This is a genomic window from Hymenobacter sp. UYCo722, from assembly GCF_040547115.1.
Lineage (GTDB): Bacteria > Bacteroidota > Bacteroidia > Cytophagales > Hymenobacteraceae > Hymenobacter.
This window is the reverse complement of sequence record NZ_JBEPPC010000001.1, coordinates 590,280-614,919: the sequence shown is the minus strand read 5'-3', so window position 1 is coordinate 614,919 and position 24,640 is coordinate 590,280. Positions and strand designations below refer to the sequence as shown.

24 protein-coding genes are annotated in these 24,640 nt (G+C 57.9%); 11 read left to right on the top strand and 13 right to left on the bottom strand.

Annotated features, from left to right (window positions below; all coding sequences use genetic code 11):
- Positions 1-4: 4 nt before the first annotated feature.
- From fdhA to ABIB44_RS02650, 3 genes are all read right to left on the bottom strand, one after another.
- Positions 5-1,231 carry a formaldehyde dehydrogenase, glutathione-independent gene (gene fdhA, locus ABIB44_RS02660; protein WP_354583072.1) on the bottom strand — a complete coding sequence of 409 codons (1,227 nt, stop codon included), beginning with the start codon at positions 1,229-1,231 and terminating at the stop codon, positions 5-7.
- Between the two features lie 81 nt (positions 1,232-1,312).
- Positions 1,313-1,723: a GlcG/HbpS family heme-binding protein gene (locus ABIB44_RS02655; RefSeq protein ID WP_354583071.1), complete on the bottom strand. Its 411-nt coding sequence runs from the start codon at positions 1,721-1,723 to the stop codon at positions 1,313-1,315.
- A gap of 272 nt (positions 1,724-1,995) precedes the next feature.
- Positions 1,996-2,757 (bottom strand): hypothetical protein, encoded by a 762-nt coding sequence (locus ABIB44_RS02650; protein ID WP_354583070.1) that lies wholly within the window; start codon positions 2,755-2,757, stop codon positions 1,996-1,998.
- Positions 2,758-3,000: 243 nt separating this feature from the next.
- Between ABIB44_RS02650 and lepA the strand changes: the two genes are divergently transcribed.
- The 5 genes from lepA to ABIB44_RS02625 all read left to right on the top strand — a co-directional run bounded on the left by lepA (position 3,001) and on the right by ABIB44_RS02625 (position 9,484).
- Positions 3,001-4,788: a translation elongation factor 4 gene (lepA, locus tag ABIB44_RS02645; protein WP_354583069.1), complete on the top strand. Its 1,788-nt coding sequence runs from the start codon at positions 3,001-3,003 to the stop codon at positions 4,786-4,788.
- Between the two features lie 144 nt (positions 4,789-4,932).
- Positions 4,933-5,853, top strand: coding sequence for a bifunctional methylenetetrahydrofolate dehydrogenase/methenyltetrahydrofolate cyclohydrolase FolD (gene folD, locus ABIB44_RS02640; protein WP_354583068.1), 921 nt, complete (start codon positions 4,933-4,935; stop codon positions 5,851-5,853).
- A 201-nt stretch (positions 5,854-6,054) separates the two neighbouring features.
- A complete protein-coding gene (locus ABIB44_RS02635) occupies positions 6,055-6,636 on the top strand; it encodes a 7-carboxy-7-deazaguanine synthase QueE (protein ID WP_354583683.1) in 582 nt (193 codons plus the stop codon).
- Positions 6,637-6,644: 8 nt separating this feature from the next.
- On the top strand, positions 6,645-8,621 hold the full coding sequence (locus tag ABIB44_RS02630; protein WP_354583067.1) for an OmpA family protein: 1,977 nt from the start codon (positions 6,645-6,647) through the stop codon (positions 8,619-8,621).
- Between the two features lie 488 nt (positions 8,622-9,109).
- Entirely contained in the window at positions 9,110-9,484 is a 375-nt protein-coding gene (locus ABIB44_RS02625) for a hypothetical protein (protein ID WP_354583066.1), read from the top strand.
- A 79-nt stretch (positions 9,485-9,563) separates the two neighbouring features.
- On the opposite strand, the gene ABIB44_RS02620 is transcribed toward ABIB44_RS02625, so the two are convergent.
- The 5 genes from ABIB44_RS02620 to ABIB44_RS02600 all read right to left on the bottom strand — a co-directional run bounded on the left by ABIB44_RS02620 (position 9,564) and on the right by ABIB44_RS02600 (position 15,531).
- Positions 9,564-10,853 (bottom strand): citrate synthase, encoded by a 1,290-nt coding sequence (locus ABIB44_RS02620; RefSeq protein WP_354583065.1) that lies wholly within the window; start codon positions 10,851-10,853, stop codon positions 9,564-9,566.
- Between the two features lie 206 nt (positions 10,854-11,059).
- Positions 11,060-12,481 carry a tRNA uridine-5-carboxymethylaminomethyl(34) synthesis GTPase MnmE gene (gene mnmE, locus ABIB44_RS02615; RefSeq protein ID WP_354583064.1) on the bottom strand — a complete coding sequence of 474 codons (1,422 nt, stop codon included), beginning with the start codon at positions 12,479-12,481 and terminating at the stop codon, positions 11,060-11,062.
- Positions 12,478-13,176, bottom strand: coding sequence for a metal-dependent transcriptional regulator (locus ABIB44_RS02610; protein ID WP_354583682.1), 699 nt, complete (start codon positions 13,174-13,176; stop codon positions 12,478-12,480). Before ABIB44_RS02610 ends, mnmE begins: the two co-directional genes overlap by 4 nt.
- A 95-nt stretch (positions 13,177-13,271) precedes the next feature.
- Positions 13,272-14,282 (bottom strand): 3-oxoacyl-ACP synthase III family protein, encoded by a 1,011-nt coding sequence (locus ABIB44_RS02605; protein ID WP_354583063.1) that lies wholly within the window; start codon positions 14,280-14,282, stop codon positions 13,272-13,274.
- Between the two features lie 115 nt (positions 14,283-14,397).
- Positions 14,398-15,531, bottom strand: coding sequence for a glycosyltransferase (locus ABIB44_RS02600; RefSeq protein WP_354583062.1), 1,134 nt, complete (start codon positions 15,529-15,531; stop codon positions 14,398-14,400).
- A 131-nt stretch (positions 15,532-15,662) separates the two neighbouring features.
- Here ABIB44_RS02600 and ABIB44_RS02595 point away from each other — a divergent pair, with 131 nt between their 5' ends.
- Together ABIB44_RS02595 and ABIB44_RS02590 are read left to right on the top strand one after the other, a co-directional pair.
- Positions 15,663-16,487: a 2,3,4,5-tetrahydropyridine-2,6-dicarboxylate N-succinyltransferase gene (locus ABIB44_RS02595; RefSeq protein WP_354583061.1), complete on the top strand. Its 825-nt coding sequence runs from the start codon at positions 15,663-15,665 to the stop codon at positions 16,485-16,487.
- Positions 16,488-16,498: 11 nt separating this feature from the next.
- Positions 16,499-17,044, top strand: coding sequence for a hypothetical protein (locus ABIB44_RS02590; protein WP_354583060.1), 546 nt, complete (start codon positions 16,499-16,501; stop codon positions 17,042-17,044).
- Positions 17,045-17,081: 37 nt separating this feature from the next.
- Here the strand turns inward: ABIB44_RS02590 and msrA are convergent, their stop codons facing one another.
- A complete protein-coding gene (msrA, locus tag ABIB44_RS02585) occupies positions 17,082-17,618 on the bottom strand; it encodes a peptide-methionine (S)-S-oxide reductase MsrA (RefSeq protein ID WP_354583059.1) in 537 nt (178 codons plus the stop codon).
- Positions 17,619-17,823: 205 nt separating this feature from the next.
- Positions 17,824-18,711: a 3-hydroxybutyryl-CoA dehydrogenase gene (locus tag ABIB44_RS02580; RefSeq protein WP_354583058.1), complete on the bottom strand. Its 888-nt coding sequence runs from the start codon at positions 18,709-18,711 to the stop codon at positions 17,824-17,826.
- Between the two features lie 216 nt (positions 18,712-18,927).
- Here ABIB44_RS02580 and ABIB44_RS02575 point away from each other — a divergent pair, with 216 nt between their 5' ends.
- A complete protein-coding gene (locus ABIB44_RS02575) occupies positions 18,928-19,086 on the top strand; it encodes a lmo0937 family membrane protein (RefSeq protein ID WP_168672812.1) in 159 nt (52 codons plus the stop codon).
- 93 nt (positions 19,087-19,179) lie between these two features.
- Here the strand turns inward: ABIB44_RS02575 and ABIB44_RS02570 are convergent, their stop codons facing one another.
- Together ABIB44_RS02570 and ABIB44_RS02565 are read right to left on the bottom strand one after the other, a co-directional pair.
- Positions 19,180-20,001, bottom strand: coding sequence for a hypothetical protein (locus tag ABIB44_RS02570; RefSeq protein ID WP_354583057.1), 822 nt, complete (start codon positions 19,999-20,001; stop codon positions 19,180-19,182).
- A 101-nt stretch (positions 20,002-20,102) separates the two neighbouring features.
- Positions 20,103-21,725: an ABC-F family ATP-binding cassette domain-containing protein gene (locus tag ABIB44_RS02565; RefSeq protein ID WP_354583056.1), complete on the bottom strand. Its 1,623-nt coding sequence runs from the start codon at positions 21,723-21,725 to the stop codon at positions 20,103-20,105.
- Positions 21,726-22,008: 283 nt separating this feature from the next.
- Here ABIB44_RS02565 and ABIB44_RS02560 point away from each other — a divergent pair, with 283 nt between their 5' ends.
- The gene (locus tag ABIB44_RS02560; protein ID WP_354583055.1) at positions 22,009-22,485 is read left to right on the top strand and encodes a DUF4199 domain-containing protein; all 477 of its coding nucleotides are present in this window, start codon (positions 22,009-22,011) and stop codon (positions 22,483-22,485) included.
- A gap of 250 nt (positions 22,486-22,735) precedes the next feature.
- Positions 22,736-23,068, top strand: coding sequence for a hypothetical protein (locus tag ABIB44_RS02555; protein WP_354583054.1), 333 nt, complete (start codon positions 22,736-22,738; stop codon positions 23,066-23,068).
- 192 nt (positions 23,069-23,260) lie between these two features.
- On the opposite strand, the gene ABIB44_RS02550 is transcribed toward ABIB44_RS02555, so the two are convergent.
- On the bottom strand, positions 23,261-23,683 hold the full coding sequence (locus tag ABIB44_RS02550; protein ID WP_354583053.1) for a hypothetical protein: 423 nt from the start codon (positions 23,681-23,683) through the stop codon (positions 23,261-23,263).
- 119 nt (positions 23,684-23,802) lie between these two features.
- Here ABIB44_RS02550 and ABIB44_RS02545 point away from each other — a divergent pair, with 119 nt between their 5' ends.
- A complete protein-coding gene (locus ABIB44_RS02545) occupies positions 23,803-24,588 on the top strand; it encodes a murein L,D-transpeptidase catalytic domain family protein (RefSeq protein WP_354583052.1) in 786 nt (261 codons plus the stop codon).
- Positions 24,589-24,640 lie beyond the last annotated feature (52 nt).

Sequence of the window (24,640 nt, the reverse complement as noted above, 5' to 3'; positions counted from 1 at the left end):
TAGCCTAAGCAGTGGCCACTGCTTTAGCATTGAGCTTTACGTTGGGAATAAGGTTGTGGGGGTTAATCACAAACTTCTTCGCCACACCGCTATCGAATTCGGCGTAGCCTTTGGGGGCATCGTCGAGGCTGATGATTTCCACATTCACGGCTTTGGCAATCTGCACCTTGTCGTACAGAATGGCCTGCATAAGCTGGCGGTTATAGCTCATCACCGGGGTCTGGCCAGTGTGGAAGGAGTGGCTCTTGGCCCAGCCCAAGCCGAAACGAATGGACAGGTTGCCCGTTTTAGCGGCTTTGTCCTCGGCACCGGGGTCGGCCGTAACGTACAGGCCGGGAATGCCAATAGAGCCACCTGCACGAGCAATTTCCATTAGCGAATTTAGCACGGCGGCGGGCACTTCGGTTTTTGCCTGGGTGCCGTGGCCGCTCGCCTCAAAGCCCACGCAGTCGATGGCGCAATCGACTTCCGGCACGCCTAAAATCTGGGCAATCTGGTCGGCCAGGTTGGCATCTTCATTCAGGTCAACCGTCTCGCAGCCAAAGGAACGGGCGTGCGCCAAGCGGGCCTTGTTCATGTCGCCCACAATCACCACGGCCGCGCCCAGCAACTGGGCCGAAGCAGCGGCGGCCAAACCTACCGGGCCGGCTCCGGCCACGTACACCGTAGTGCCAGGGCCGACACCGGCTTTTACGGCCCCGTGGAAACCGGTGGGGAAAATGTCGCTCAGCATGGTCAGGTCGCGGATTTTCTCCATGGCCTGGTCCTTATTCGGAAATTTCAGCAGGTTGAAATCGGCGTAGGGCACCAGCACGTATTCGGCCTGGCCCCCAACCCAACCACCCATGTCGACATAGCCATAAGCCCCGCCGGCGCGGCCTTCGTTCACGGTGAGGCAGATGCCGGTTTTCATCTCCTTGCAGGTACGGCAGCGGCCGCACGCCACGTTAAACGGCACCGAAACCAAATCGCCTTTTTTTAAGAACTCGACATCGTCGCCCGCCTCTACCACTTCGCCGGTTATTTCGTGCCCCAACACCAGCCCGGCCGGGGCCGTGGTCCGGCCGCGTACCATGTGCTGGTCGGAGCCACAGATGTTGGTGGAAACCACTTTCAGAATTACGCCATGGGTAATTTTTCTCCCCTTAGGGTTTTTTAACTCGGGAAAATCAATGCTTTGAACCTCGACTTTGCCGGGCCCTAGATATACGACACCTCTGTTGCTAGCCATGATGCTGGGGGTAAGATGAAAAAAAACGCCATGCTAAGCAAGCTCAAGCACGGCGTTCGAGGTAGGGGAAGGCGGCTTCAACTACCGCTTGCCTTCGATGGCCAGCTGGCCGGCTTCGGCCACGGCGTGGTCGTCTTCTACCGTGCTGCCTGACACGCCAATAGCACCCATCACCAGGCCGCCATCGCCCTTAATGGGGATGCCTCCGGGGAAGCTGATGAGGCCACCGTTAGAGTGCTCAATGCCGAAGAGCGGGCCGCCCGGCTGCGACACCCCGCCAATGGCCCCGGTGGGCATGTCGAAAAAGCGCGCCGTTTTGGCCTTCTTGATGGAGATGTCGAGCGAACCCAGCCAAGCATCATCCATGCGAATAAAAGCCACTAGGTTGGCTCCGGCATCAACCACCGCAATGTTCATTTTTACGCCCATGGCCAGGGCTTTTTCGTGAGCGGCCTGCACCGCCGTTTGAGCTTGTTTGAGGGTGATTCCCATAATAAAGGTGTTGGTAAGGTTGGTGAAAAGGGGTGAAAGTAGGCAGGCGAAAAGAGCATACCGCACGCGGTAAACTGCTTTTTAGCCCTTGTGGTTGGCTGGGAGGGCGCAATTGCGACAATAGAGGACCATTTTGCGAGAATATTATCAGGGTCCGGCAGCGACCGCCGCAAAGTCGGAATGGTCGACACGGACCACCCGGTACCAGAATTGTCGTGGCGGCAGGGAAAAAATGCCCGACATGCCGTATGTTTCCCCCCCTTTGATGATTGCTAGCCAAAGGTCACCGGTGGGCTCAGAGCCAGCCGCCAAACCACGGCCAGCACAACGGCCAGCCCAATCAGCCCCCAGGCAATTCGGGTAGCCTGCGGCCGTTTAACGGTATCGGAAAACACTTCGTTCAGGCAGCCCAGGGCCATGGGAGTTATCAAAAGCCCCATCATGGCTAGGTGCAGTGCTTCCTGAATCGTCAGATAGGGCTGTTTTAGGAGCATGATGAACAGGCTGCCGGCCACCCAAGGTGCAACCAGTGTACTGAACACCATTTTTTGGCGATTATCGTAGCGCATCACCGTTTTAGAGTCATGGGCCTGCAAGAAGGCGATGGCCCCGAAGTAGCCCAGGCCCAGTTGCACCAGCCCGGCCAACAGGGCCAAGCCAATATTCACTGCGTTGCCCATGCGCAGTAGCCAATCGAATACGTACCACGAGCCCGATTGCGTAAACGTATCGGCCAGCAGTGCTCCGAATACGGCATTGCACGCCTGAAAAATCACCCATAGTAGTAACAGTTTGCGCTGCCCGCGCCGGGCCCGCTCGCTCCGCCAATACCAGCGAAACACCACCAAGCTCAGCAACAGGCACACCAGCGGCCCCACTCCATACACCGTTACCACGGCCGTGCGCCACCATTCGCTGTCGTTGAGCGTATAAACTACCCGGCTCGGGTTCCAGCTGCCCCGCAGATGAAAGTAGCGCGAAGCCAGCACTTTCGCTGCCTCGTACAGGCCCCACACCAGGTAATAGGCTAGCACGTAAAGCCCTGTGCTATTGAGCGCTGAAATGATAAACTTGTTTTTTTCGGCGTCGGCTGTCGGGGATGATAACGTAGAAGTTTCCGGGTTCATAGGCGCAGGGCAGGTAAATAATCAGGGCAACCGGTAAAACTAAGCACTTAGACGCAGATGCCCCAGCATACTGCCGGGCTTGGCAGCCGGCCTCCGGCTGGCTTTTGCGCCTCGTGGTTCGTACCTTCGCCTTCTGAAAAACCGCCCTCTGTGAAGAATATCCGCAACTTTTGCATCATTGCCCACATCGACCACGGGAAAAGCACCCTGGCCGACCGCCTGCTCGAATTTACCAGCACCGTGGCCAAGCGCGACATGCAGGCCCAGTTGCTCGACAACATGGACCTTGAGCGGGAGCGTGGCATCACCATCAAGAGCCACGCCATTCAGATGCAGTACCCCTACAAAGGGGAAATCTACACGCTGAACCTGATTGACACGCCCGGCCACGTCGATTTTAGCTATGAGGTGAGCCGCAGCATCGCGGCCTGCGAAGGTGCCCTGCTCATCGTCGATGCCTCGCAGGGCATCGAAGCCCAGACCATTTCTAATCTCTACCTCGCCATCGGGGCCGATTTGGAAATCATCCCCGTGCTCAATAAAATCGACCTCCCGCACGCCATGCCGGAGGAGGTGACCGACGAAATCGTGGACCTGATTGGTTGCGAGCCCGACGATATTCTGCACGCATCCGGCAAAACCGGCATCGGCATCGAAGCCATTCTTAATGCCATCTGCGACCGTATTCCGGCCCCGAAAGGTGACCCGGAGGCCCCGTTGCAAGCCCTGATTTTTGATTCCGTCTTCAATTCCTACCGCGGCATCGAAGTTCTGTTTCGCATCAAAAACGGCACCATGCGCAAGGGCGACAAGGTGAAGTTTATGGCCACTGGCAAGGAATACGGGGCCGACGAAATCGGCATTCTGGGCTTGGCCCAGGAGCCGCGCACCGAAATGAGCGCCGGCAACGTGGGCTACCTCATCTCGGGCATCAAGGAAGCGCGCGAGGTGAAGGTGGGAGACACCATTACCCACGTCAACCGGCCTACCGCAGACGCCATTCAGGGCTTTGCCGATGTAAAACCGATGGTATTCGCCGGCATCTATCCCGTCGAAACCACCGAGTACGAGGAGCTGCGCTCCAGCATGGAAAAGCTGCAGCTCAACGACGCCTCGCTGGTATGGGAACCCGAAACGTCGGTGGCCTTGGGTTTCGGCTTCCGTTGCGGTTTTCTGGGCATGCTGCACATGGAAATCGTGCAGGAGCGCCTCGAGCGCGAGTTCAACATGACGGTTATTACCACCGTGCCCAGCGTGCAGTTCCACGCCATCGGCACCAAGGACCAGCTGCTGACCATCAACGCGCCGTCGGAAATGCCGGAGCCCAACCTGATTAAGGTGATTGAAGAGCCGTTTATCAAGGCTCAGATTATCACGGCTTCGGAGTACGTCGGCCCCATCATTACGCTGTGTATGGACAAGCGCGGCATCATTAAGGGCCAGTCCTACCTCACATCCGAGCGGGTGGAAATGACTTTCGAATTGCCCCTGTCCGAAATTGTATTCGATTTCTTTGATAAGCTGAAAACCATCAGCCGCGGCTATGCTTCGCTCGACTATGAGCTGATTGGATTCCGTGAGGCTGATATGGTGAAGCTCGACGTGATGCTGAACGGTGAAAAAGTCGATGCCCTGTCGGCCATCGTGCACCGCTCCAAAAGCTACGAGTGGGGCAAGCGCCTCTGCGAGAAGCTGCGCGAGCTGCTGCCCCGTCAGATGTTCGATATCGCTATTCAGGCTTCGATTGGACAGAAAATTATCGCCCGCGAAACGGTGAAGGCGCTGCGCAAAAACGTAATTGCCAAGTGCTACGGCGGCGACATCAGCCGGAAGCGCAAACTGCTGGAAAAACAGAAGGAGGGTAAGAAGCGGATGCGTTCCGTGGGCTCCGTCGAAATACCGCAGGAAGCCTTCCTGGCAGTGCTTAAAATTGATTGATTTGTAAAAAGGCGGCTTTCGGGCCGCTTTTTTTATGGTCGTGCTGACGAAGGAAGCATCTTGTCACGGTTGCCTTCATCAGATTTGAATCACTACGGCTCAAGGCGTGAAAAGGTCCTTCGCTGTACTCAGGATGACTTACCGATGACGACGTCCCCCGTGCAAACCACCAACAACCTCATCGACGGCAAGCAGACCGCCGAAGATATCAAGGCCGAAATTGCCCTCGAAGTAGCCGCCCTGCAAGCCGCTGGGCAGAGGGTGCCCCACCTTGCCGCCATCCTCGTGGGCCACGACGGTGGCTCGGAAACCTACGTGCGCAACAAAGTGCTGGCCTGCGAGCGCGTGGGCTTTGCCTCGACGCTACTGCGGTTCGAAGACGATATAACCGAAGCCGAACTGCTAACCCAAGTCGACGACCTGAACCGCGACCCTGAAATAGACGGCTTCATTGTGCAGTTGCCTTTACCCAAGCACATCGACCCCGAGAAGGTCATCGAGGCCATCCGGCCCGAGAAGGATGTCGACGGTTTCCATCCCATGAACATCGGCCGAATGGTAGCCGGCCTGCCCGCTTTGCTACCCGCCACGCCGTCGGGCATTGTGGAATTACTAAGCCGTCAAGGCATTAAAACCAGTGGCAAACACGCCGTGGTAATTGGCCGTTCCAACATTGTTGGTACACCAGTTAGTATACTGTTGGCTAAGAATTTAGATACGGCCAACTGCACGGTTACTTTATGCCATTCGCGCACCGAGAACCTGGCTGAAATCTGCCGGACGGCTGATATCGTGGTGGCCGCCATCGGCCGGCCCGAGTTCGTGACAGCCGACATGGTGCGGCCCGGCGCGGTAGTCATCGACGTGGGCACCACCCGCGTGCCCGACGCCTCAAAGAAGAGCGGCTATACCCTCAAGGGCGATGTGAATTTTGCCGAGGTAGCCCCACTGGCCTCAGCCATCACGCCGGTACCCGGTGGTGTCGGGCCGATGACCATTGCCATGCTTCTGCTCAATACGCTGCGGGCGGCCACTGGTAAAATCTACCCTCGCCCGGTGAACTGATTTTTTGGAATATTTGGTTAAGCTGTCCCAGTGCTGTACTTTTAAGTCCGGCACTGGGAACACCTTGCCTTGTTGCCGGCGTTATGGATGCTTCGCTTCCTGACGCCTTTTTTATTAGTACTCGTGACGTTACATTCTTCTGAAATTATTGCACCTTTTGGTGAAGTGGCCGCGCCGGTATCGGGCGCGATGCTGCCCGTTATGGAGCAGTTTTACACCATTCAAGGTGAAGGCTACAACACTGGGCGGGCGGCCTATTTTATCCGGCTGGGCGGCTGCGACGTGGGCTGCGTGTGGTGCGATGTTAAGGAGTCGTGGGACGCCGATGCCCACCCCCGCCAATCCGTGGCGCAACTGGTGGCCGCCGTGCTCAAATACCCTGGGCGCGATGTGGTGATTACCGGCGGCGAGCCCCTCATGCATAATCTGGAACTGCTCACGGCGGCGCTACGGGAGGCAGGCTGCCGCACTTGGCTCGAAACTTCAGGCGCGCACCCGCTTTCCGGTTCCTGGGATTGGATTTGCCTGTCGCCGAAGAAATTTAAGGCACCGTTGGCCAATGTGCTCGCGGCGGCCCACGAATTGAAAGTGGTGGTGTATAACCGGCACGATTTTGCCTGGGCCGAAGAGCATGCGGCCCTGGTGCCCGCCACCACCCGCCTGTATCTGCAGCCCGAGTGGAGCCGGGCGGCACAGATGACCGCTGAACTGGTCGATTACGTGAAAGCGCACCCGCGCTGGCAGGTATCGTTGCAGACTCATAAATACTTAGACATTCCGTAGTTCATTCTATGCGTCGCGATTCAGTGTTGGGGGCCGTGCGCCTCGGAATGATGTGCCTGCTGAGTGTGGCCACGGCCCAAACAGCCTGGAGCCAGCTCCCGCCCAAAGTGCAGACGCCCGGGAACACCAAGGCGCGCAGCCTGTTGGAAAAAGCCCAGCAACACGTTAAGGAGCGCGACTTTGTAAAAGCAGTGGCGGTGCTCACGCAGCTCAACCAGAAGTTCCCATCCTTTGGCGATGGCTTTCTGCTGAAGGGCTCGTTGCTGAAGGCCATGGGCGACAATCGGGGGGCGCTGGCGGCTTACCGCGATGGCTTGGCCAAAGTGTCCGTTGAAGGAATCCATGCCTCTGAATACCAATTGGTTGGTGACTTAGCCCTTAGCTACGGGGAATACCAGACGGCGCTCGATGCCTACCGCCAACTAATGAAGGTGGCTCCGAAGACGCAGAAGAATTTGGCCAAGTCGCAGCGCCAGCTCCTCACCTGCGAATTTGCCCTTGAAGCGCTGAAGCACCCCGTTGGTGAGGCCCCGGTGCCGCTACCCGCGCCTCTCAATGCGTTCAAGTTCCAGTACTTTCCCGACCTCACGGCGGATAACCGCTTTCTGCTGTTCACGGGTCGCCCGGCCGCCAGCAGCGGCGAAGACCTGTATGTGAGCCGCCAAAACAAAGACGGCAGTATGGGCGAGCCCCAGCCCATTTCTCCGGCTATTAATTCCAGCTATAACGAGGGGGCCGGCTCGATTTCAGGCGATGGCAAGACATTGGTGTTCGCCTCCTGTGACCGACCCAAGGCCATCGGCAACTGCGATTTGTACATCTCGCGGCGCACCGGCAACAACTGGAGTGCTCCCGTAAACCTGGGCCTGAACGTGAACTCCACGGAATGGGACTCGCAGCCGTCGCTTTCGGCCGATGGCCGCACGCTCTATTTCACCTCCACGCGCCGCGGTGGCCAGGGTCAGGAAGATATTTATATGAGCACGCTGCAGCCCGACGGCAACTGGAGCCCCGCCCAAAACGTGGGTACGCCCGTGAACACGCCGGGCAAGGACATGGCTCCGTTCATCCACGCCAGCGGTACCACTTTGTATTATGTAACCGATGGCCTCGTGGGCATGGGAGGGCTGGATGTATTTCGCTGCGAAAAAACGGCTGCCGGTACCTGGACTTCCCCCACCAACCTGGGCTATCCGCTAAATACGTTCGAGAACGAGGCTTCTCTGTTTATTACTTCCGACAACCTCAAGGGATTTTGCTCGCGCAGCCGGGCCACCGAAGAGCCAACTGGTGGCTACCGGTTGGCTCGCGAGCGGCCGGTCGAGCTGTTTAGCTTTGCCGTACCACCGCCCGTAAAGGCCCGCGAAACTAGTACCTACACGCAGGGCCGGGTGTTCGATGCCAACACCAAAAAGCCGCTCAAGGCCGAGGTGAAGCTCTACGACCTCGACACCGACGTGCTTACGCAGTTTGTGACTTCTGACCCCGAATACGGCGATTACACCGTGGTGCTGAATGAAGGCCACCATTACGCCATGTACGCGGCCGCCAATAAGTACCTGCTCAAAAGCCTCAGCTTTGATTACAGCAATCAGCACGCCTTTAACCCCACCGCCCTGGACATTTATTTGGAGCCCGTGCGTTCGGGCCGTAGCGTGGTGCTGAACAACCTGTTCTTCGATACCAATAAATTTGACCTCAAGCCGCAGTCGCGTACGGAGCTGAACCGGCTTATCGAGTTTCTGCGCCAGTACCGCGACGTCCAGATTGAGGTATCCGGCTACACCGATAACGTGGGCTCACCAGAAACCAACTCGATACTCTCGCAGCGTCGGGCCCAGTCAGTAGTCGAATATCTGTCGGCTCACGCCATTTCGCCCACTCGCCTGCGTTCGCGTGGCTACGGCGAAACGCACCCGCTAGCCGCCAACGATACCGAGGCTCATCGGCAACTCAACCGGCGTATCGAGCTTCATATTCTGTAAGGGCTAGCCGCAATTGCGGCATTAACAAGAAGGCACGCTCCGGCGGCTGATAACGGCTTTTGCCGGTATTAGCCGCCGGTTTTGGTTGAATCAGGTGTCAACAGGCAATCGTTTTAAGCTTTATAGCCTTCATTGGAGCACTTGGATGTGGTTATGATGTGAAGGCATGTTGGCTGTCGAGTACCGACCCAGAACCTATTTCACTTAAAGTAAGGCTTTAAGTAAGTGTAAATATAATTGGATTCCCCCGGTAGAAATATATGGTTCGCCTTATGGCTGACTTTTTTTTTGATTAACTACTTACTTTTTCTGTAAAATTCAACTAGCCGAATATGAGCTGATTATATAGTACTAGGGCAATGATGAGGTGAAAAAAGTGACAAAAAAAATATTTTTCGTTCAAATGATTTTTTTGCCTACGTTTGGATTGGTCAAACACTCGAGTTCTGGCCGCTTAACGCAACTTATCACCTTCACCCCCCAATTCCATGAAAAACTTGTTTCTGGCAACTTGCATCGCCGCGGGTGTTATTATTGCACCAGCTGCTATGGCCGGGCCCGGCGAAGGCGCTTACTCATCGGCTATGATGAGCCGCGCCACGACCCTTACCCGGGCTCTGGCCCAGCACATCCCTTTCAACGAGGCCCAGTACCTCGCCGTTAAGCAGCTGCACCTGCAGATGCTGACCGAGCGCCGCGACTTGGAAATCATTCTCAACGGGGCCAGCGCCGAAGAGCGTGACACACAGCTTGCCACTGCTCAGCAACGGTACGAGACTGAGCTGAGCCAGCTGCTTCAACCCCAGCAGCTGGTGGCGTACCAAAACCTGCGCACCAGCTTCACCGCACACCGCCTGAAATAGGGGAGGAGCCCGTGCCAACTGAACACGAAAAAGCCCGCTTTGCAGAGCGGGCTTTTTGTTTGTCATAATATGGATTAACCTAGCGGGCCTCAATGGACGCGTAGTTACGCTCCAACTCGCCGGTATAAATCTGACGGGGGCGGCCGATGGGCTCCTTGTTCTCGCGCATTTCCTTCCATTGAGCAATCCAGCCGGGCAGGCGGCCCAGCGCAAACATCACCGTGAACATCTCGGTAGGAATGCCCAGGGCTTTGTAAATGATACCCGAGTAGAAGTCCACGTTCGGGTACAGCTTGCGCTCGATGAAGTACTGGTCGGTTAGAGCGGCCTGTTCGAGCTCCTGCGCAATTTTCAACAAGGGGCTGTCCTGCATGCCGAGGGCCTGAAGTACCTCGTCGGCGGCTACCTTGATGATTTTGGCGCGTGGGTCAAAGTTTTTGTATACGCGGTGGCCAAAGCCCATGAGCCGGAACGGGTCGTTCTTGTCCTTGGCTTTGTTGATAAACTTGCTGGTATCACCGCCATCTTTTTCGATGGATTCCAGCATTTCGATAACTTCCTGGTTGGCACCGCCGTGCAACGGGCCCCAAAGGGCGTTGATACCAGCCGAAACCGAGCCGTAGAGGCTGGCGTTGGCCGAGCCTACAAGACGCACCGTGCTGGTCGAGCAGTTCTGCTCGTGGTCGGCGTGCAGGATGAGCAGTTTGTTGAGGGCCCTTACTACGACAGGGTTGATTTCATACTTCTCGGTAGGGAAGCTGAACATCATGTAGAGGAAGTTGGCGCAATAGTCCATGTCGTTGCGCGGGTAGTTCAACGGATGGCCCATGTTGTTCTTGTAGGTCCAGGCCGCGATGGTCGGCATCTTCGCCAGCAGGCGAATGATGTTGAGCTCCATCTCCTCGGGGCTGAGGTCGGGCGATACGCTCTGCGGGTAGAAGCCGGTGAGCGCGCAGATGAGCGATGACAGGATGGCCATGGGGTGCGTAGCCGATGGAAAACCATCGAAAATCTTGCGCATGTCCTCGTGCACCAGCGTGTGCTGGGTAATCTGGCCACTGAAGTGGTCGAGCTCGGCCTGAGTCGGCAAAATACCGTAAATCAGCAGGTAGGCGACTTCCAGGAAGCTCGATTTCTCAGCCAGCTGCTCGATGGGATAGCCGCGGTAGCGCAAGATGCCCTCTTCGCCATCAAGGAAAGTAATGGCGCTTTTGGTGGCACCGGTGTTCTTGTAGCCCGAATCGAGGGTAACGTAGCCGGTCTGGTCGCGCAACTTGCCAATGTCGAATGCTTTTTCGTGTTCGGTACCTTCGATGACGGGCAAGGTGATGGACTTGCCGTCGAGGATGAGTTCAGCAGTTTCTGCCATGGGCGGGAGGGGTAAGGGGGATTTAGAGTGCGAAACTACGCCACAGGTCGTAAGCCGGGAAATTTTTTCGGCTCCGGTGACTGCAAGCTTTACACGTAAAGGGCGCGGGAGGTTTCCATAAACCCCCTAAACGGCTGTTTTTTTCAGAGCGGCCAACCGTGGCGAAAATTCTGCGGTGGTGCCTTACCAGCCGTTCACAGCACCTGCTACTTGCCGATGCAAAACTGAGTGAAAATGCTGGTTAGCAAATCTTCGGACGAAATTTCGCCGGTAATTTCGCCCAGCGCCGCCAGGGCATGGCGCAGGTCCGCGGCCAGCAGCTCAGTACCCCGGCCGGTTTCGAGCCCCGCCTGGACGGCGGCCAGATGAGTAGCCGCGATTTCGAGGGCGCGGGCATGGCGCACATTGGTCACGATGGTAGCAGAAGCATTGTTTTCCAGTGCCGAGCCCCGCACCTGCTCAACCAGCGCAGTCTGCAGGGTTTCGATGCCCTGATTTTGAGCGGCGGCCAGTAGCAGCAGCGGAACTGGCGGTTCATTTTCGGGCTGGCTGGCCCGAAACCCGGCCTCAAAAGCAGCCAGCGCCTCGGCCGATGCCAGGTCGGTTTTGTTACCGACGGCTAGTACGGAAAGGCTGAGGCCGGTAGTTAAGGCCTGAATTTCAGCCCGTACTTCAGCGGGAGTCAACTCAGTCACATCGAATAAGTAGAGCAACAGCGCCGCCTGGCGCACGCGCTCCCGGGTGCGGGCCACCCCAATGGCTTCGACCTCATCGGCGGTATCGTCGCGCAGGCCAGCCGTGTCCACGAAGCGGAAGCGCAGGCCGTCGATGCCCACTTCATCTTCGATAAAGTCGCGGGTAGTGCCGGGAATGGCCGAGACAATGGCGCGCTCTTCGCGCAGCAAAGCGTTGAGTAGAGTGGACTTGCCCGCGTTGGGCCGGCCGGCGATGACGGTGGTAATGCCATTTTTGATGACGTTGCCCAACTCAAAGGAGCGGAGCAGGCCCAGTACCACGCCGTGCACTTCGGCCAGCAGCGCGGCCAGGCCGGTGCGGTCGGCAAACTCGACATCTTCTTCACCAAAGTCCAGCTCCAGCTCCAATAGCGCGGCAAACTTGACAAGGCGGGCACGCAGCTCGCGCAGCTCCTGCGAGAAGCCGCCGCGCAGCTGGTTCAGCGCAACGCGGTGGCTGAGGGCGGAGTCGGCGGCGATAAGGTCGGCCACGGCTTCGGCCTGGGCCAGGTCCATGGCTCCGCTCAGGAATGCGCGCTTGGTGAACTCGCCGGCCTCGGCCAGGCGCGCGCCGTGGCGCAGGAGCAGGGCCAGTACCTGGCGCACCACATAACCGGAGCCGTGGCAGCTGATTTCGACCACGTCTTCGCGGGTGAAGGAGCGCGGGGCGCGGAAGAGGCCAACCACCACTTCATCCAAGATTTCGCCGCCGCTGGGGTCGCGCAGGGTACCGTAGTGCAGGGTATTGCCGACAGCTTCGGCGAAGCGCTTTTTGGAGAACACGGCGGCGGTAATGGCTACGGCCGCTGGCCCGGAAAGCCGGATGACTGCCAGCGCGCCCGCGCCCGACGGGGTCGACAACGCAACAATGGTATCGGAGGAAAGGGTGGTCATGCCGTTACAAACAGGTTGCGGCTTACTTCGGCTGAAATAAGAGCCGTACGCTCACGGTTTATTCTGAGCTCGAAGGAGTTGTCGAATGCTACCTTATCCAGTACTTCAACCTTAGCTCCGAGCTGCAGGCCCACTTTGTCGAGATACTGGAGAAAGGGCGCGGTGGTATTTTTAACGGCAGTCAGCGTGCCAGACTCACCCGCGCACAAGTCGGCCAGCAAGCGGTGGGCAGGGCGGCGCATGGCCCCATTTTCGGCTGGTATGGGGTCGCCATGAGGGTCGAGGGCGGGGTGGCCCAGGAAGGCGTCGAGCCGGCGCATCAGCAGCGGCGACTGCACGTGCTCCAACTCCTCGGCCACCTCGTGCACCTCATCCCAGCTAAAGCCGAGCTGCTGCACCAGGAAAACCTCCCACAGCCGGTGCTTGCGAATGGTGAGCAGGGCCAGTCGCTGGCCCTCGGCGGTGAGCTGCACGCCGCGGTATTTCTCGTAATTCAACAGGCCTTTTTCGGCCAGGCGGCGCAGCATGTCCGTCACGGAAGCGGCGCGCGTAGCCAGGGCCGCGGCGATGCGGTTAGTGCTCACGCCCGACGCCTCGGGCTCGGCCTCGGCCAGCTTGAAAATGGCTTTGAGGTAATTTTCCTCGGTGTGGCTGGGAAGTTTGACGGGTGGCAGGCTGGATGCGGAGTCGCTCATTCGGGGCAGGGCTGGCATGGTGAAGCCAGTGCAAAGCTGCATTCAAAATGAAATGCACGCTTCGCACTGGCCCCCAAACAGTCAAAATTCAATACTTAAAACTTCAGCAGTGCCGAGGCCCAGGTGAAGCCCGAGCCAAAGGCGGCGAGGCAAACCAGGTCGCCGCGCTTGATTTTGCCTTCCTGCACGGCTTCGCTGAAGGCCAGAGGTACCGAGGCGGCGGTGGTATTGCCGTAGCGCTGGATGTTGCTGAACACCTTGTCATCGCTGAGGCCCATTTTCTGCTGCACGTACTGGGTGATGCGCAGGTTGGCCTGATGCGGGATGAGCATGTCGATGTCCGAAGCCTGCATGCCATTCTGGTCCAGCGCCTCCTTGATGACCTGCGGGAAGCGTACCACGGCGTGCTTAAACACGTTCTGGCCGTTCATGTAGGGATAAAGCTCGGCTTGGTTGGCCACAATGTACTCCACGCGGTTGTTGCGGTTCGAGCTGGGCTCTTTCACGATGAGCTCCTCGGCAAATTCGCCCTGCGCGTGCAGGTGCGTGCTCATAATCAGCTGGTTGTCGGAGGTGCTTGGCCGCAGCACCATGGCCCCGGCCCCATCGCCGAAAATAACGGCTACGCCCCGGCCTTCGGGCGATTTGTCGAGGCCGGAGGAATGGATTTCGGAGCCCACCACCAGCACCGTGTCGTACATGCCGGTCCGGATAAACTGGTCGGCCACCGAAAGGGCGTACACAAAGCCGGAGCACTGGTTGCGCACGTCGAGCGCGGGGCAGTTGTTGGTCATGCCCAGCTCGCGCTGCATCAGCACACCCGAGCCGGGGAAGAAATAATCGGGCGAGAGCGTGGCGAAGACAATCAGCTGCACGTCGTTGGCTTCAACGCCGGCCATTTCCAAGGCCTTGCGGGCGGCATTGGCACCCATATTGGCGGTAGTATCGGTGCCTTCCTCGAACCAGCGGCGTTCCTTAATGCCGGTGCGCTCCTGAATCCAGGCGTCGGAAGTATTCATCATTGGCTCCAGCTCGGCGTTTTTAACCACGCGGCTTGGCACGTAGTGGCCGACCCCGGCAATGAATGAGTGACGTAAAGTTGCCATGAATGGTGGGAGGGGAAATGAGGGGCTGAAGGGAGAGAAGACCGACGGCAAAGCAGCGTTAACAACGGTGACTTACCTACGTGCTGCGAGCAAATTGGGGCGCAAAGGTGGCAGGTTAAATCACAGAATCCAGCAAATGCCACAATTTTTTGCCTTCGCCGGCCCACCGCACGTCGGCCGGAATGCCGTGGGGATAGAACGAGTGGGCTTGCAGGCGGGCCACAAGGGCGGCTCCATCGATGGGCTGCCCGAAGTTGACTGGCAGGCCCGCACCGTGGGCATTCAACAATTCCAGCCACAGCGGATTGGGCGATGCCAGCACCGGCAGCCCGTGGGCCAGGTACTCGAACAGCTTGGTGGGCCGGCAGCGCTCCGTGCTCGGGTGCGGTTGGTAGGCCAACAGCCCGAGGTGGCTATTATCGATTTCGGCCACGATGCGGGCATGAGGTACCATTTCAGCCCCGCCAATAAGCGTGAGCCAGCCGGAGTTTTGAGCCGCATTTTCCTCCAGCTGCCGCAGCAGCCCGGGCTGCTGGCAAAAGCCGATGATGGTGAGCCGCACCCCGCCGGGCCACGCGGCGCGCAGCTGCTCGGCCAGGGCAATCGCGTCCCATATCCCGTTTAGCTCCGAAATGGTACCGGAATACAACAGGCGTAGCGGCTCGTTGCGCGGCGGCAGCGCCAGTGGTTGCTGGCGCAAAACCTCGCCCGGTTGGGGCTGGTACTTGTTTTCGAGTATCACCACCCGATTAGCTGGCAACTGACTCAAAAATGGCAGTTCGGCGGCGTAGCTGGCTTCGGCCAGGATAACTCCGGCCGCCCGCCGCGCCGCGCGTGCCTCTACCCAGCGCAAGCCGGCCGCCAGCCCGCGTCGCGTGAAGCCCTGGTACACGCGCTGCGTACGCACGTTGAGCGCGTAGTTTTCGCGGATGTCGTAGAGGAATTTGCGGCCCCGGCCCAGCGCCTGCCAGAGCAGCGTGAGCGGGAGCAGCTCCGGGGCGTGCACGACGACGACCGTAGGATGCAGTCTTTGTAGCAAGCGCCAGTAGCGGGCCTGCGCCGCCAGCCGGTCAAGACTCGTGCGGAAGCCATCAAAAATGCGATGCCGATACACGCCAAAAAACTCGTCGGCCATTCCAGTTTCGGTGCCCACGGGGCCGCGGCCAGCTACATGAACCTGAGTGGTTGGTCGCTCAAGCAGCGTTTCAGCAAACTTGCCCCGCATGCGGGTATCGTCTACGGGCTTCAAAACGGAGGCCAACAGAATGACAAAAGGAGATGGTTGGGAGCCAGGCACGGGCCAAAGATGCTAGTTTTGCAGCTTCCAAGCGGCTCTTTTATTGTCTGGCCGCTTAACCAATACTTATTTTGCCTCCTCCAATGTCCGACCTGCAAACCCAAATCGAAGCCGCCTGGGCCGACCGCGCCCTGCTCCAAACTTCCGAAACCAAAGCTGCCATCGAGCACGTCATCGAAGAGCTCGATAAAGGCCGCCTGCGCGTGGCCACCCCGCCCACCGAAGACGGCGGCGAATGGACCATTAATGAGTGGGTGAAAAAGGCCGTGATTCTCTACTTCCCCATCCGCCAGATGAGCACCCAGGAAGTCGGCCCCTTCGAGTTTCACGACAAAATGCGGCTTAAAACCGACTACGCCGGCCAGCAGGTGCGCGTGGTGCCGCCCGCCGTGGCCCGCTACGGTGCGTTCCTGGCCCCCGGCGTCATCCTGATGCCCAGCTATACGAACATCGGCGCCTACGTGGGCGAGGGCACGATGGTGGACACCTGGGCCACCGTGGGCAGCTGCGCCCAGGTGGGCAAAGGCGTGCACCTGAGCGGCGGCGTGGGCCTGGGCGGCGTGCTGGAGCCCGTGCAGGCCGCCCCCGTCATCATCGAGGACGGCGCGTTCATCGGTTCGCGCTGCATTCTGGTCGAAGGCTGCCGCATCGGCAAAGAAGCCGTGATTGGCGCGGGTGTCACCATCACCGGCAGCACCAAAATAATCGACGTCACCGGCCCCGAGCCCAAGGAATACCGTGGTTACGTGCCGCCGCGCTCGGTGGTCATTCCGGGCACTATTCCCAAGCAATTCCCGGCGGGTGAGTACCAGGTGCCCTGCGCCCTCATCATCGGCCAGCGCAAGCCGAGCACGGACTTGAAAACGTCGCTGAATGATGCGCTGCGGGATTTCGGGGTTAGTGTATAAACACGCCAGTTATGAGTGCTTATTATTTTGATGACGAGGAAGTAGGCTTGGCTCGGGAAACGAGCCATCCGCTTTTAGTAGAAAATGCCGCCGCCGAATTCTATTATGATTGTACCGATGATTTTTCCCCTTTTGGTAACGATTCAGGGAACGACACGCTAGCTAATCTTGAAGAATGGTACCAGCAACGGACTGCAGGAGTTGAGGCAGCAACATTTCTGCGCAACCTGTTAACCAACGATTGGGGATTTGATACAACTTATCTTGATGTGACAGAACTCACGCAACTGGATGCAATGTCACGAGATGAATTGTCATTGAATAGCGAAATTGACCGGGCTGTGGTTGCCACTGCATTCGGACAATTCAAAATTGCTGGTCAAGCTGACAACGCTGTATTACAAATGGCTGCTGATGCATTTCGACGTCAACGCTACGAAGCCGAAAAAGCAGGTAAGCGTGAAATTCATCCTTGGGAATATGCTGAGCAATTCCTAGCCCGGCTCGATGCAATGGAAGCCGACCTAGCCAAAATGGCCAACAAAAAAGCCCGCTAATCAGTGGGCTTTTTTGCTAGTCGAAATTAATATTGGATTACACGCCGGCCTTCAGCTTCTCGCCGAATAGTGCCTTCACCTTGTCCACTTTGGGGCGGGCCACAAACTGGCAATAAGGCTCGTGGCCGTGCAGGTTGAAATAGTTCTGGTGGTAGTCCTCGGCGGGGTAGAAGGTGGGGGCGGCCACAATTTCCGTCACCACCGGATTGGGGAAGGCATGGCCCTCATTCAGCTTCTGCTTATACTCCTCGGCGAGCTGCTTTTGCTCGTCGTTGTGGTAGTAGATGCCCGAGCGGTACTGCGTGCCGGTGTCGTTGCCCTGGCGGTTGAGGGTGGTCGGGTCGTGGGTTTTCCAGAATATCTCGAGCAGCTCTGTGAAGCTGATAATAGCCGGGTCGAAGGTGATGTCAATCACCTCGTTGTGGCCCGTAAGGCCGCTGCACACTTCCTTGTAAGTTGGGTTGGCAATGCGGCCGCCGGCATAGCCGGAAACCACTTTCTCCACACCGTTCAGGTTCTGAAATACGGCCTCGACGCACCAGAAGCAGCCGGCGCCAAATGTTGCTTTTTGCATGGGTAGGAATATTGATTCGTTGGTTGCGATAACAACGCGGTAGACGTAGCGCAGGTTGTTTCCTTACGTGATGAAGTGGCTGTAACAAAAGAATGTCATGCTGAGCGCAGCCGACGCAGCGCTACCGCAATAGTAAATAATTACTTACGCGGTAGCGCTGCGTCGGCTGCGCTCAGCATGACGTTCAGGGGGAGCTGGCGTGGGCCTACTTCCGGAACCGCGCGGCCACTACCAGCTCCTTCGAGCCGGCGGTGTGCTGATAGAAGCCCTCGCCCGACTTCACGCCCAGGCGGCCGGCCATTACCATGTTCACCAGCAGGGGGCAGGGAGCGTATTTGGGATTGCCCAGACCATCGTGCAGCACCCGCAGAATGGCCAGGCACACATCCAGCCCAATAAAATCGGCCAGCTGCAGCGGGCCCATCGGGTGGGCCATACCCAGCTTCATTACGGTATCAATCTCCTCTACGCCAGCTACGCCCTCAAACAGCGTGATGATGGCCTCGTTAATCATCGGCATCAGTATGCGGTTGGCCACGAAGCCGGGGTAGTCGTTCACCTCCGTAGGCGTTTTCCCCAGTTGGCGCGACAGCTCCATTACCTGCTGCGTCACGGCATCGGAGGTGGCGTAGCCCCGAATCACCTCTACCAGCTTCATCACTGGCACGGGGTTCATGAAGTGCATCCCAATTACCTGCTCCGGGCGCTTGGTGACGGCCGCGATTTTAGTAATGGAAATCGACGAAGTGTTCGATGCCAGAATGGCCTCGGCGGGCGCATGCTGGTCCAGGTCGCGGAAGATTTGCAGCTTTAGGTCGACGTTTTCAGTGGCGGCTTCCACCACCAAGCTCACGCCGGCCACGCCTTCCTGTATGGAGGTGAAAGTCTTCACTCGGCCGAGGGTAGCCATCTTGTCGTCCTCGCTCAGGGTGGCTTTGGCTACCTGGCGGTCGAGGTTTTTAGTGATGGTGCCAAGGGCCCGGTCCAGCGCCGGCTGGTTGATATCAATGAGAGAAACGGAAAAACCATGCTGGGCAAATACGTGGGCAATGCCATTGCCCATGGTGCCAGAGCCAATTACGGCGACGTTCATAAAGTGCGGAAAAAGAGAGGGTGGGATGAGAAATGTAGCCATGACGGCGACTTGGTACAAAGCTAAGCCCACAAGCGAAAGGGTCATTTTGTTTGGCGCCTCAGAAAAAAAATGATAAAGAATTATATCCTTTTGAATTAGTACCCCGTACAAGCCCCAGAGACACTTCTTACTCTCTTTTTCACCTCCCCTTCACACTCTTTCAAACTTTCAATCATGGGTAATCTCCTGTATATCATCGCCGTCATTCTGGTCATCATCTGGGCTGTTAGCTTCTTCGGTGGCTTCTTCACGGGCGGTATCATTCACGTACTGCTGGTTATCGCCATCATCGCCATCCTGCTGCGTGTTATCAGCGGCCGAAGCGCGGTATAGTCTTTCCCGCAAGGGTTAGCTAAAAAACACAAAAAGCCCCGCTGGAATTTCCAGCGGGGCTTTTTGTGTTCAAATATTCGGGCTAGATAAGCCCTATTTACCAAAGTTGAACAACAAGCTGAATCGAACTACCAGGCCGGGGTAAAGCGAATACAGGCTGTTGTCGAAATTATAAAGCCCGACAATATCAATAGCCGCGTTCTGGCCCAGGTAGGAGCGGTAGCCGATGCCGGCCAATGGCGTGGCTACAGTGCGCTTATACTTATAATAGCCAGTATTCGAGTCGAAATCAATGAGTTGAGCATTGGTAACTTCGTACTCGGCATGAACAAAAAACTCCTTGTACACGATGTACTGGGCAAATGCTTTCAGCCCGATGCTGCTGGAGCTGATGCTCTTGTCGCCGTTCAGGTTTAGGGCGAAACCAGCGTTGCGCGCCTGATTATCGAGGCTGTAGCTGCTGTAGGCGTAGGAAATACCCGGGCCAACGGCAAATTTATTGGAAATCCGGAAGCCTACGGCGGGCGAGATACTTGCGTTGAACTGGTTTAACCCATTTACGGAAGCGAAGCCCAGGCCGACGTTGGTGTAAAGAAACTTCTTGGTTGGCGGCACATCCTCCGCTCCGCCGGCCTTGGTGGTTTTTCGGTTCGGGAAATCCAAGCCGGATGGCGCAGATGGCGACGACTGCGGGGCCGGCGTGTTGGGGTCGTAGGTGGGCGTAGAGGCCGGTGCGGTGGGCTCGGTAGCTGGCACGGGCACCGGAGCCGGCGTAACGGGCCGTGGTGTCACGGGCGGCTGGCCGGGAGGTGCCGTGTTGAGCACCGGCTTATTGTCCTGGGCCTGGGCCCGGAGGGTGGGCAACCCGATAGCTGCGGAAACCAGCAGCATTAACGGAAGCAGACGACGATTCATGCGAAAAGCGAAAAAAGGAGGGAATTGGAGCGCACACGCGCAGACCGGTAACGAAAGCGGCCGGAAAATTATTCATTTTCCGGCCGGTAATCGTCAATTGCTTAGGCCATTTTGTACATCTTCTGGCGCTGGGCCTTCAGATTATCATCGGCCAGGTATTCTTCGTAGTTCATGCGTCGGTCGATAATGCCGTCGGGGGTGAGCTCGATGATGCGCGTGGCCACTGTGTCGATGAACTGCAAATCGTGCGAGGCAAAGAGCATGGCCCCCGGATAGTCACGCAGCCCGTTATTCAGGGCCTGAATGGATTCGAGGTCGAGGTGGTTCGTCGGGTCGTCGAGCACGAGCACGTTGCCGCTTTCCAGCATCATCTTGCTTAGCATGCAGCGCACTTTCTCGCCGCCGCTCAGCACGTTGGATTTCTTCTGCGATTCCTCGCCCGAAAACAGCATCCGGCCCAGCCAGCCACGCACAAAGCTCTCGTCCTTATCGGTCGAGTACTGGCGCAACCAATCCACCAGGTTCATTTCACCCGACTGGAAGTACTGGTTGTTTTCCTTGGGGAAGTAGCTCGGCGTGATGGTGGTGCCCCACTTGAAATCGCCGGTGGCCGGGGTGGCATCACCAAACAGCACGTCAAACAGCAGCGAAGCGGCCCGGTCGTCGCGGCCCACAATGGCTACTTTATCGCCTTTGTCAAGCGAGAACGTCACGTTCTTGAATACGTGCTTGCCATCGACTTTGGCGCTGACGTTTTCTACGTTCAGCAGCTGGTTGCCGGGCTCGCGCTCGGGCTTGAAGGCGATGTAGGGGTAGCGGCGCGAAGACGGCTTGATTTCCTCGAGCGTTAGCTTTTGCAGCAGCTTCTGGCGGCTGGTGGCCTGCTTCGATTTCGAGGCGTTGGCCGAGAAGCGACGCACAAACTCTTCGAGCTCCTTGCGCTTGTCTTCGGTTTTCTTGTTCACGTCCTGGCGCTGGCGCAGGGCCAGCTGGCTGCTCTCGTACCAAAACGAGTAGTTGCCGGGGTACATCGTGATTTTTGAGAAGTCCAGGTCGGCCATGTAGTTGCACACGGCATCGAGGAAGTGGCGGTCGTGGCTCACCACAATCACCGTGTTCTGGAAATTATCGAGGAAGTTCTCCAGCCAGAGCACGCTCTCGGCATCGAGGTTGTTGGTCGGTTCGTCGAGCAGCAGCACGTCGGGGTTGCCAAACAGGGCCTGGGCCAGCAGTACGCGCACTTTTTCGCTCGCCCCGAGGTCCGACATCAGTGCGTAGTGTTTGTCTTCCGTGATGCCGAGGCCGCTGAGCAGCTCGGCCGCCTCGTAGTCGGCGTTCCAACCTTCGAGGTCGGCAAACTCGCCTTCCAGAACGGCGGCACGCTCGCCGTCGGCATCCGAAAAATCGGCTTTGGCATACAGCGCGTCCTTCTCGCTCATCACCGCAAACAGGCGCTGGTGGCCCTGAATGACGGTGTGCAGCACTTGCTGGTCGTCGTAGGCAAACTGGTTCTGCTTGAGCACGGCCAGGCGCTGGCCGGCGGGCATCTCCACCGAGCCGGTGTTGGGCTCAAGCTCGCCCGAGAGGATTTTGAGGAAAGTCGACTTGCCTGCGCCGTTGGCGCCAATAAGGCCGTAGCAGTTGCCGGGCAGGAATTTAACGGTGACGTCTTCGAAGAGAATGCGCTTGCCGTAGCGCAGGCTAACGTTGGAGGTGGAAATCATTCAAGCAAAAAATAAGGGCGCGGGCACCCCGCATCCAAGCAGGGCCAGCCACAAAATTACATAATAGGAGCCGGGTCCGAATCCGATTAGCGGAAAGGAGTAGCTTAACCTGAAGAAAATAACTATCTAGCGGGAAGATTAGTGCCCGCCGCACACTGGCCAGTCAACCGCTAGCGACCCCCCGCGTACAACCATCGCGCGGTATCGCGTGTTGCACTTCTGTCTAAAGGCTCTTTAAACCGGCTAATCTGGCCAACTTTCACCTGTTAACGCAAATTCAAGTATGGCTGCCCCAACTCTGACTTCCGAAAAAAACGGCCTGCGTATGGGCGTATTCACCGCATTGGCCCTCGTTGTCTACACTGGCGTGGCTGCCCTGGCCGGTTTCCTGGGCCAGCTCGAAGCGGGTACCCTCGATATTGTGCTGCTGGCCGGCGGGGTGGTGTTTGCCATTCGGCGGCTCAAAAAGGCTTGTGGCGACCGCATGACCTACTTTGGCGGCTTCAGTACGGGCATCATCACCGCGATGGTGGCTTCGGCGCTGCTGGGCGTTTTCTTTTGGCTGCTGGGTGGCATCAGCCAGGCGGCCATCAGCCAGATTGAGGCCCGCGACCTGTTCGGGTCCGACCTGGGCGTGCTGATTAGCGGCCTGGGCATCATTTTACTTGGCACCATGACGGGCGTTATCACATCACTCGTTGCCATGCAGTATTTTAAAAGCACCGAACACCAGGCAATGGGGGAAATGGAAAAAGTATAATTGCCGTAGCCCCCAATCAGTAGTAGCCTGAAAAGCAGCCTCCGACGAGGCTGCTTTTTTTATGGGTTCGAATATAGAAGTGGTGTGTTATTGTGAAAAAAGATAGAACGGATTGAAACTTTGCGTTGCTAAATCGACGTTTAAGGCGTAAATTTGTTTTAGCCGAAGAAAAAATTGACTTATGCGTTTCTCTATTCCCTTCTTTATCGCGCTGTGCTGGTCTTTGGCTTCGTTGCCGGCCCGTGCACAAATGGCTGACCGGATTACCGAAAAGCCCACGCCTCGGGAGGCTTCCCAACGTGAGGTTGTGTCCTACACCCGGGAGATGGCCAACCGCCTCCACCTGAATGAAGGACAGTATCTACAGCTGCTCCCTCTGAACCGCACCCGGCTAAGCACCCTCAACGGCATCAATCGTGAATACCGCACCGATGCTGCCACCCGTGCCGCCAAGGCGGCCGAGCTCGAAGCCCAGTTCGAGCAGGAATGCAGCCGCATTCTCACCCCTTCACAGTTGAGCCAGCTGCAGCGTTCTGCCCCGCCCGTTACCGCGCCCGCCACCACCGGCAATGGCCTGGGGTAATCCCGCCTCAAAGCGGCTCATTTACTTAAAATAAAAGTTAAAAGCAACGGCCCGCCAAGTAATGGCGGGCCGTTGCTTTTATACCACTTCAGCAGTCATTATGGTTGCGCCGGCCTCCGGTTTGCAAGCGGACGAATGACGACTCTTACTTCAATGAAACAAATCGTCTACCTTCAAAAGGAGGCTATTTCTTTAACGCAACGGGGTTAGCGGGTCACTCAGTACTTCCGTAACCGTGCCGAGCGGGCCAAAGCGCAGGCTGATGCGTGGGGCGGCCGAGCGCACATGGCCGGCCGCGCATTGCGTGCCGGGTTCTAGATAGTAGTAATACACTTTTTCGGTGTTGGCGCGTAGCTCCTCCTCATCGGGCTGGCCAAGGAGCGCATTCACGTCATCGGCCCGGGCTTCGTAAAGATTCTCTTTAACGCGCAGCAGGGCCGGCACGGCCGCCCGCCGCTGGTTGTGGCAGGCGTAGGGGTCGGCGCGCCAGGCGGCGGCATCAAAGTTGGGGATGTTGGGGAGCGCGTGGCCGCAGCCCGCCAATGCCGGGCTTGCCGCAAGTAGGAGAAAAGAAAGGTGCCGGCGAACGCTCAGGCAGTAGGAAAAATGCGTCATGAGCGATGAAAATAAATTAGAAACGAGAATATGAACAAAATTAAGCACTATTTTTGGCCTGGTGCTGTCTACGACCTACGCTGACTAAAATACAGATTTATATAATTTATATTATTGGAATGTTCAAAAGGATTTTAGTTGCGAGCGCGGTAGTGGGCTTGGTTCTGATGGGCGGTGCGGCCCAGGCTCAAACCGTGCCGGCCGCCGCACTGGCTAAGTTGCCCGAAAGTGCCCGCCGGGCGTTCAACCAGACGGTGTTTGAGCGCAAAGCGGCAACGCTATTTGCCCGGTTAGGGGCCGCCGACCTGCCGTTTAGCCTGCTGCGCGAAGGATTGGTAGGCTTTTATAACGTGCGGGCGGCGGGCCGCGCTGCTGGCCGGCCGGTACTTACGCTGGTCGATTTCAGCCGACCCAGCCAATTGAAGCGCCTGTGGGTGATTGACGTGGCCGCCGGCCGCGTGCTGTTTCATACGCTGGTAGCACACGGCAAGGCCAGTGGGGGCGACTTGCCGGTAGCGTTTTCGAACCAGGAAGGCTCGGAGATGAGTAGCCTGGGCTTCTACCGCACGGCGCCGGCTACTTACGTGGGCAAGCACGGCCTCTCGCTGAAGCTGCAAGGACTCGACCCCGGCTTCAACACCAATGCCGAGAGCCGCGCCGTGGTCGTGCACGGGGCCGACTACGTGTGCGAAGAGTTTGTGCGGGCCCACGGCCGGCTGGGACGCAGCCAGGGCTGCCCGGCATTGCCGGCTGGGCAGGCGGCGGCTATCGTGCAGGCTATTAAGGGTGGGAGCGTGCTGTATCTGCACGGGCCGGCCCAGGCTGGCTACCACTCGCGCTGGCTCGAGGTAGACGGGGCGACGGCTTCGTGGGCAACCCCGGACGGGGGTGGGGCGGGCAATTAGCATAACCAGAATGGCAGGGGTGCGTTAAAAGCGCAGCGCGCCGGGCTTCGCG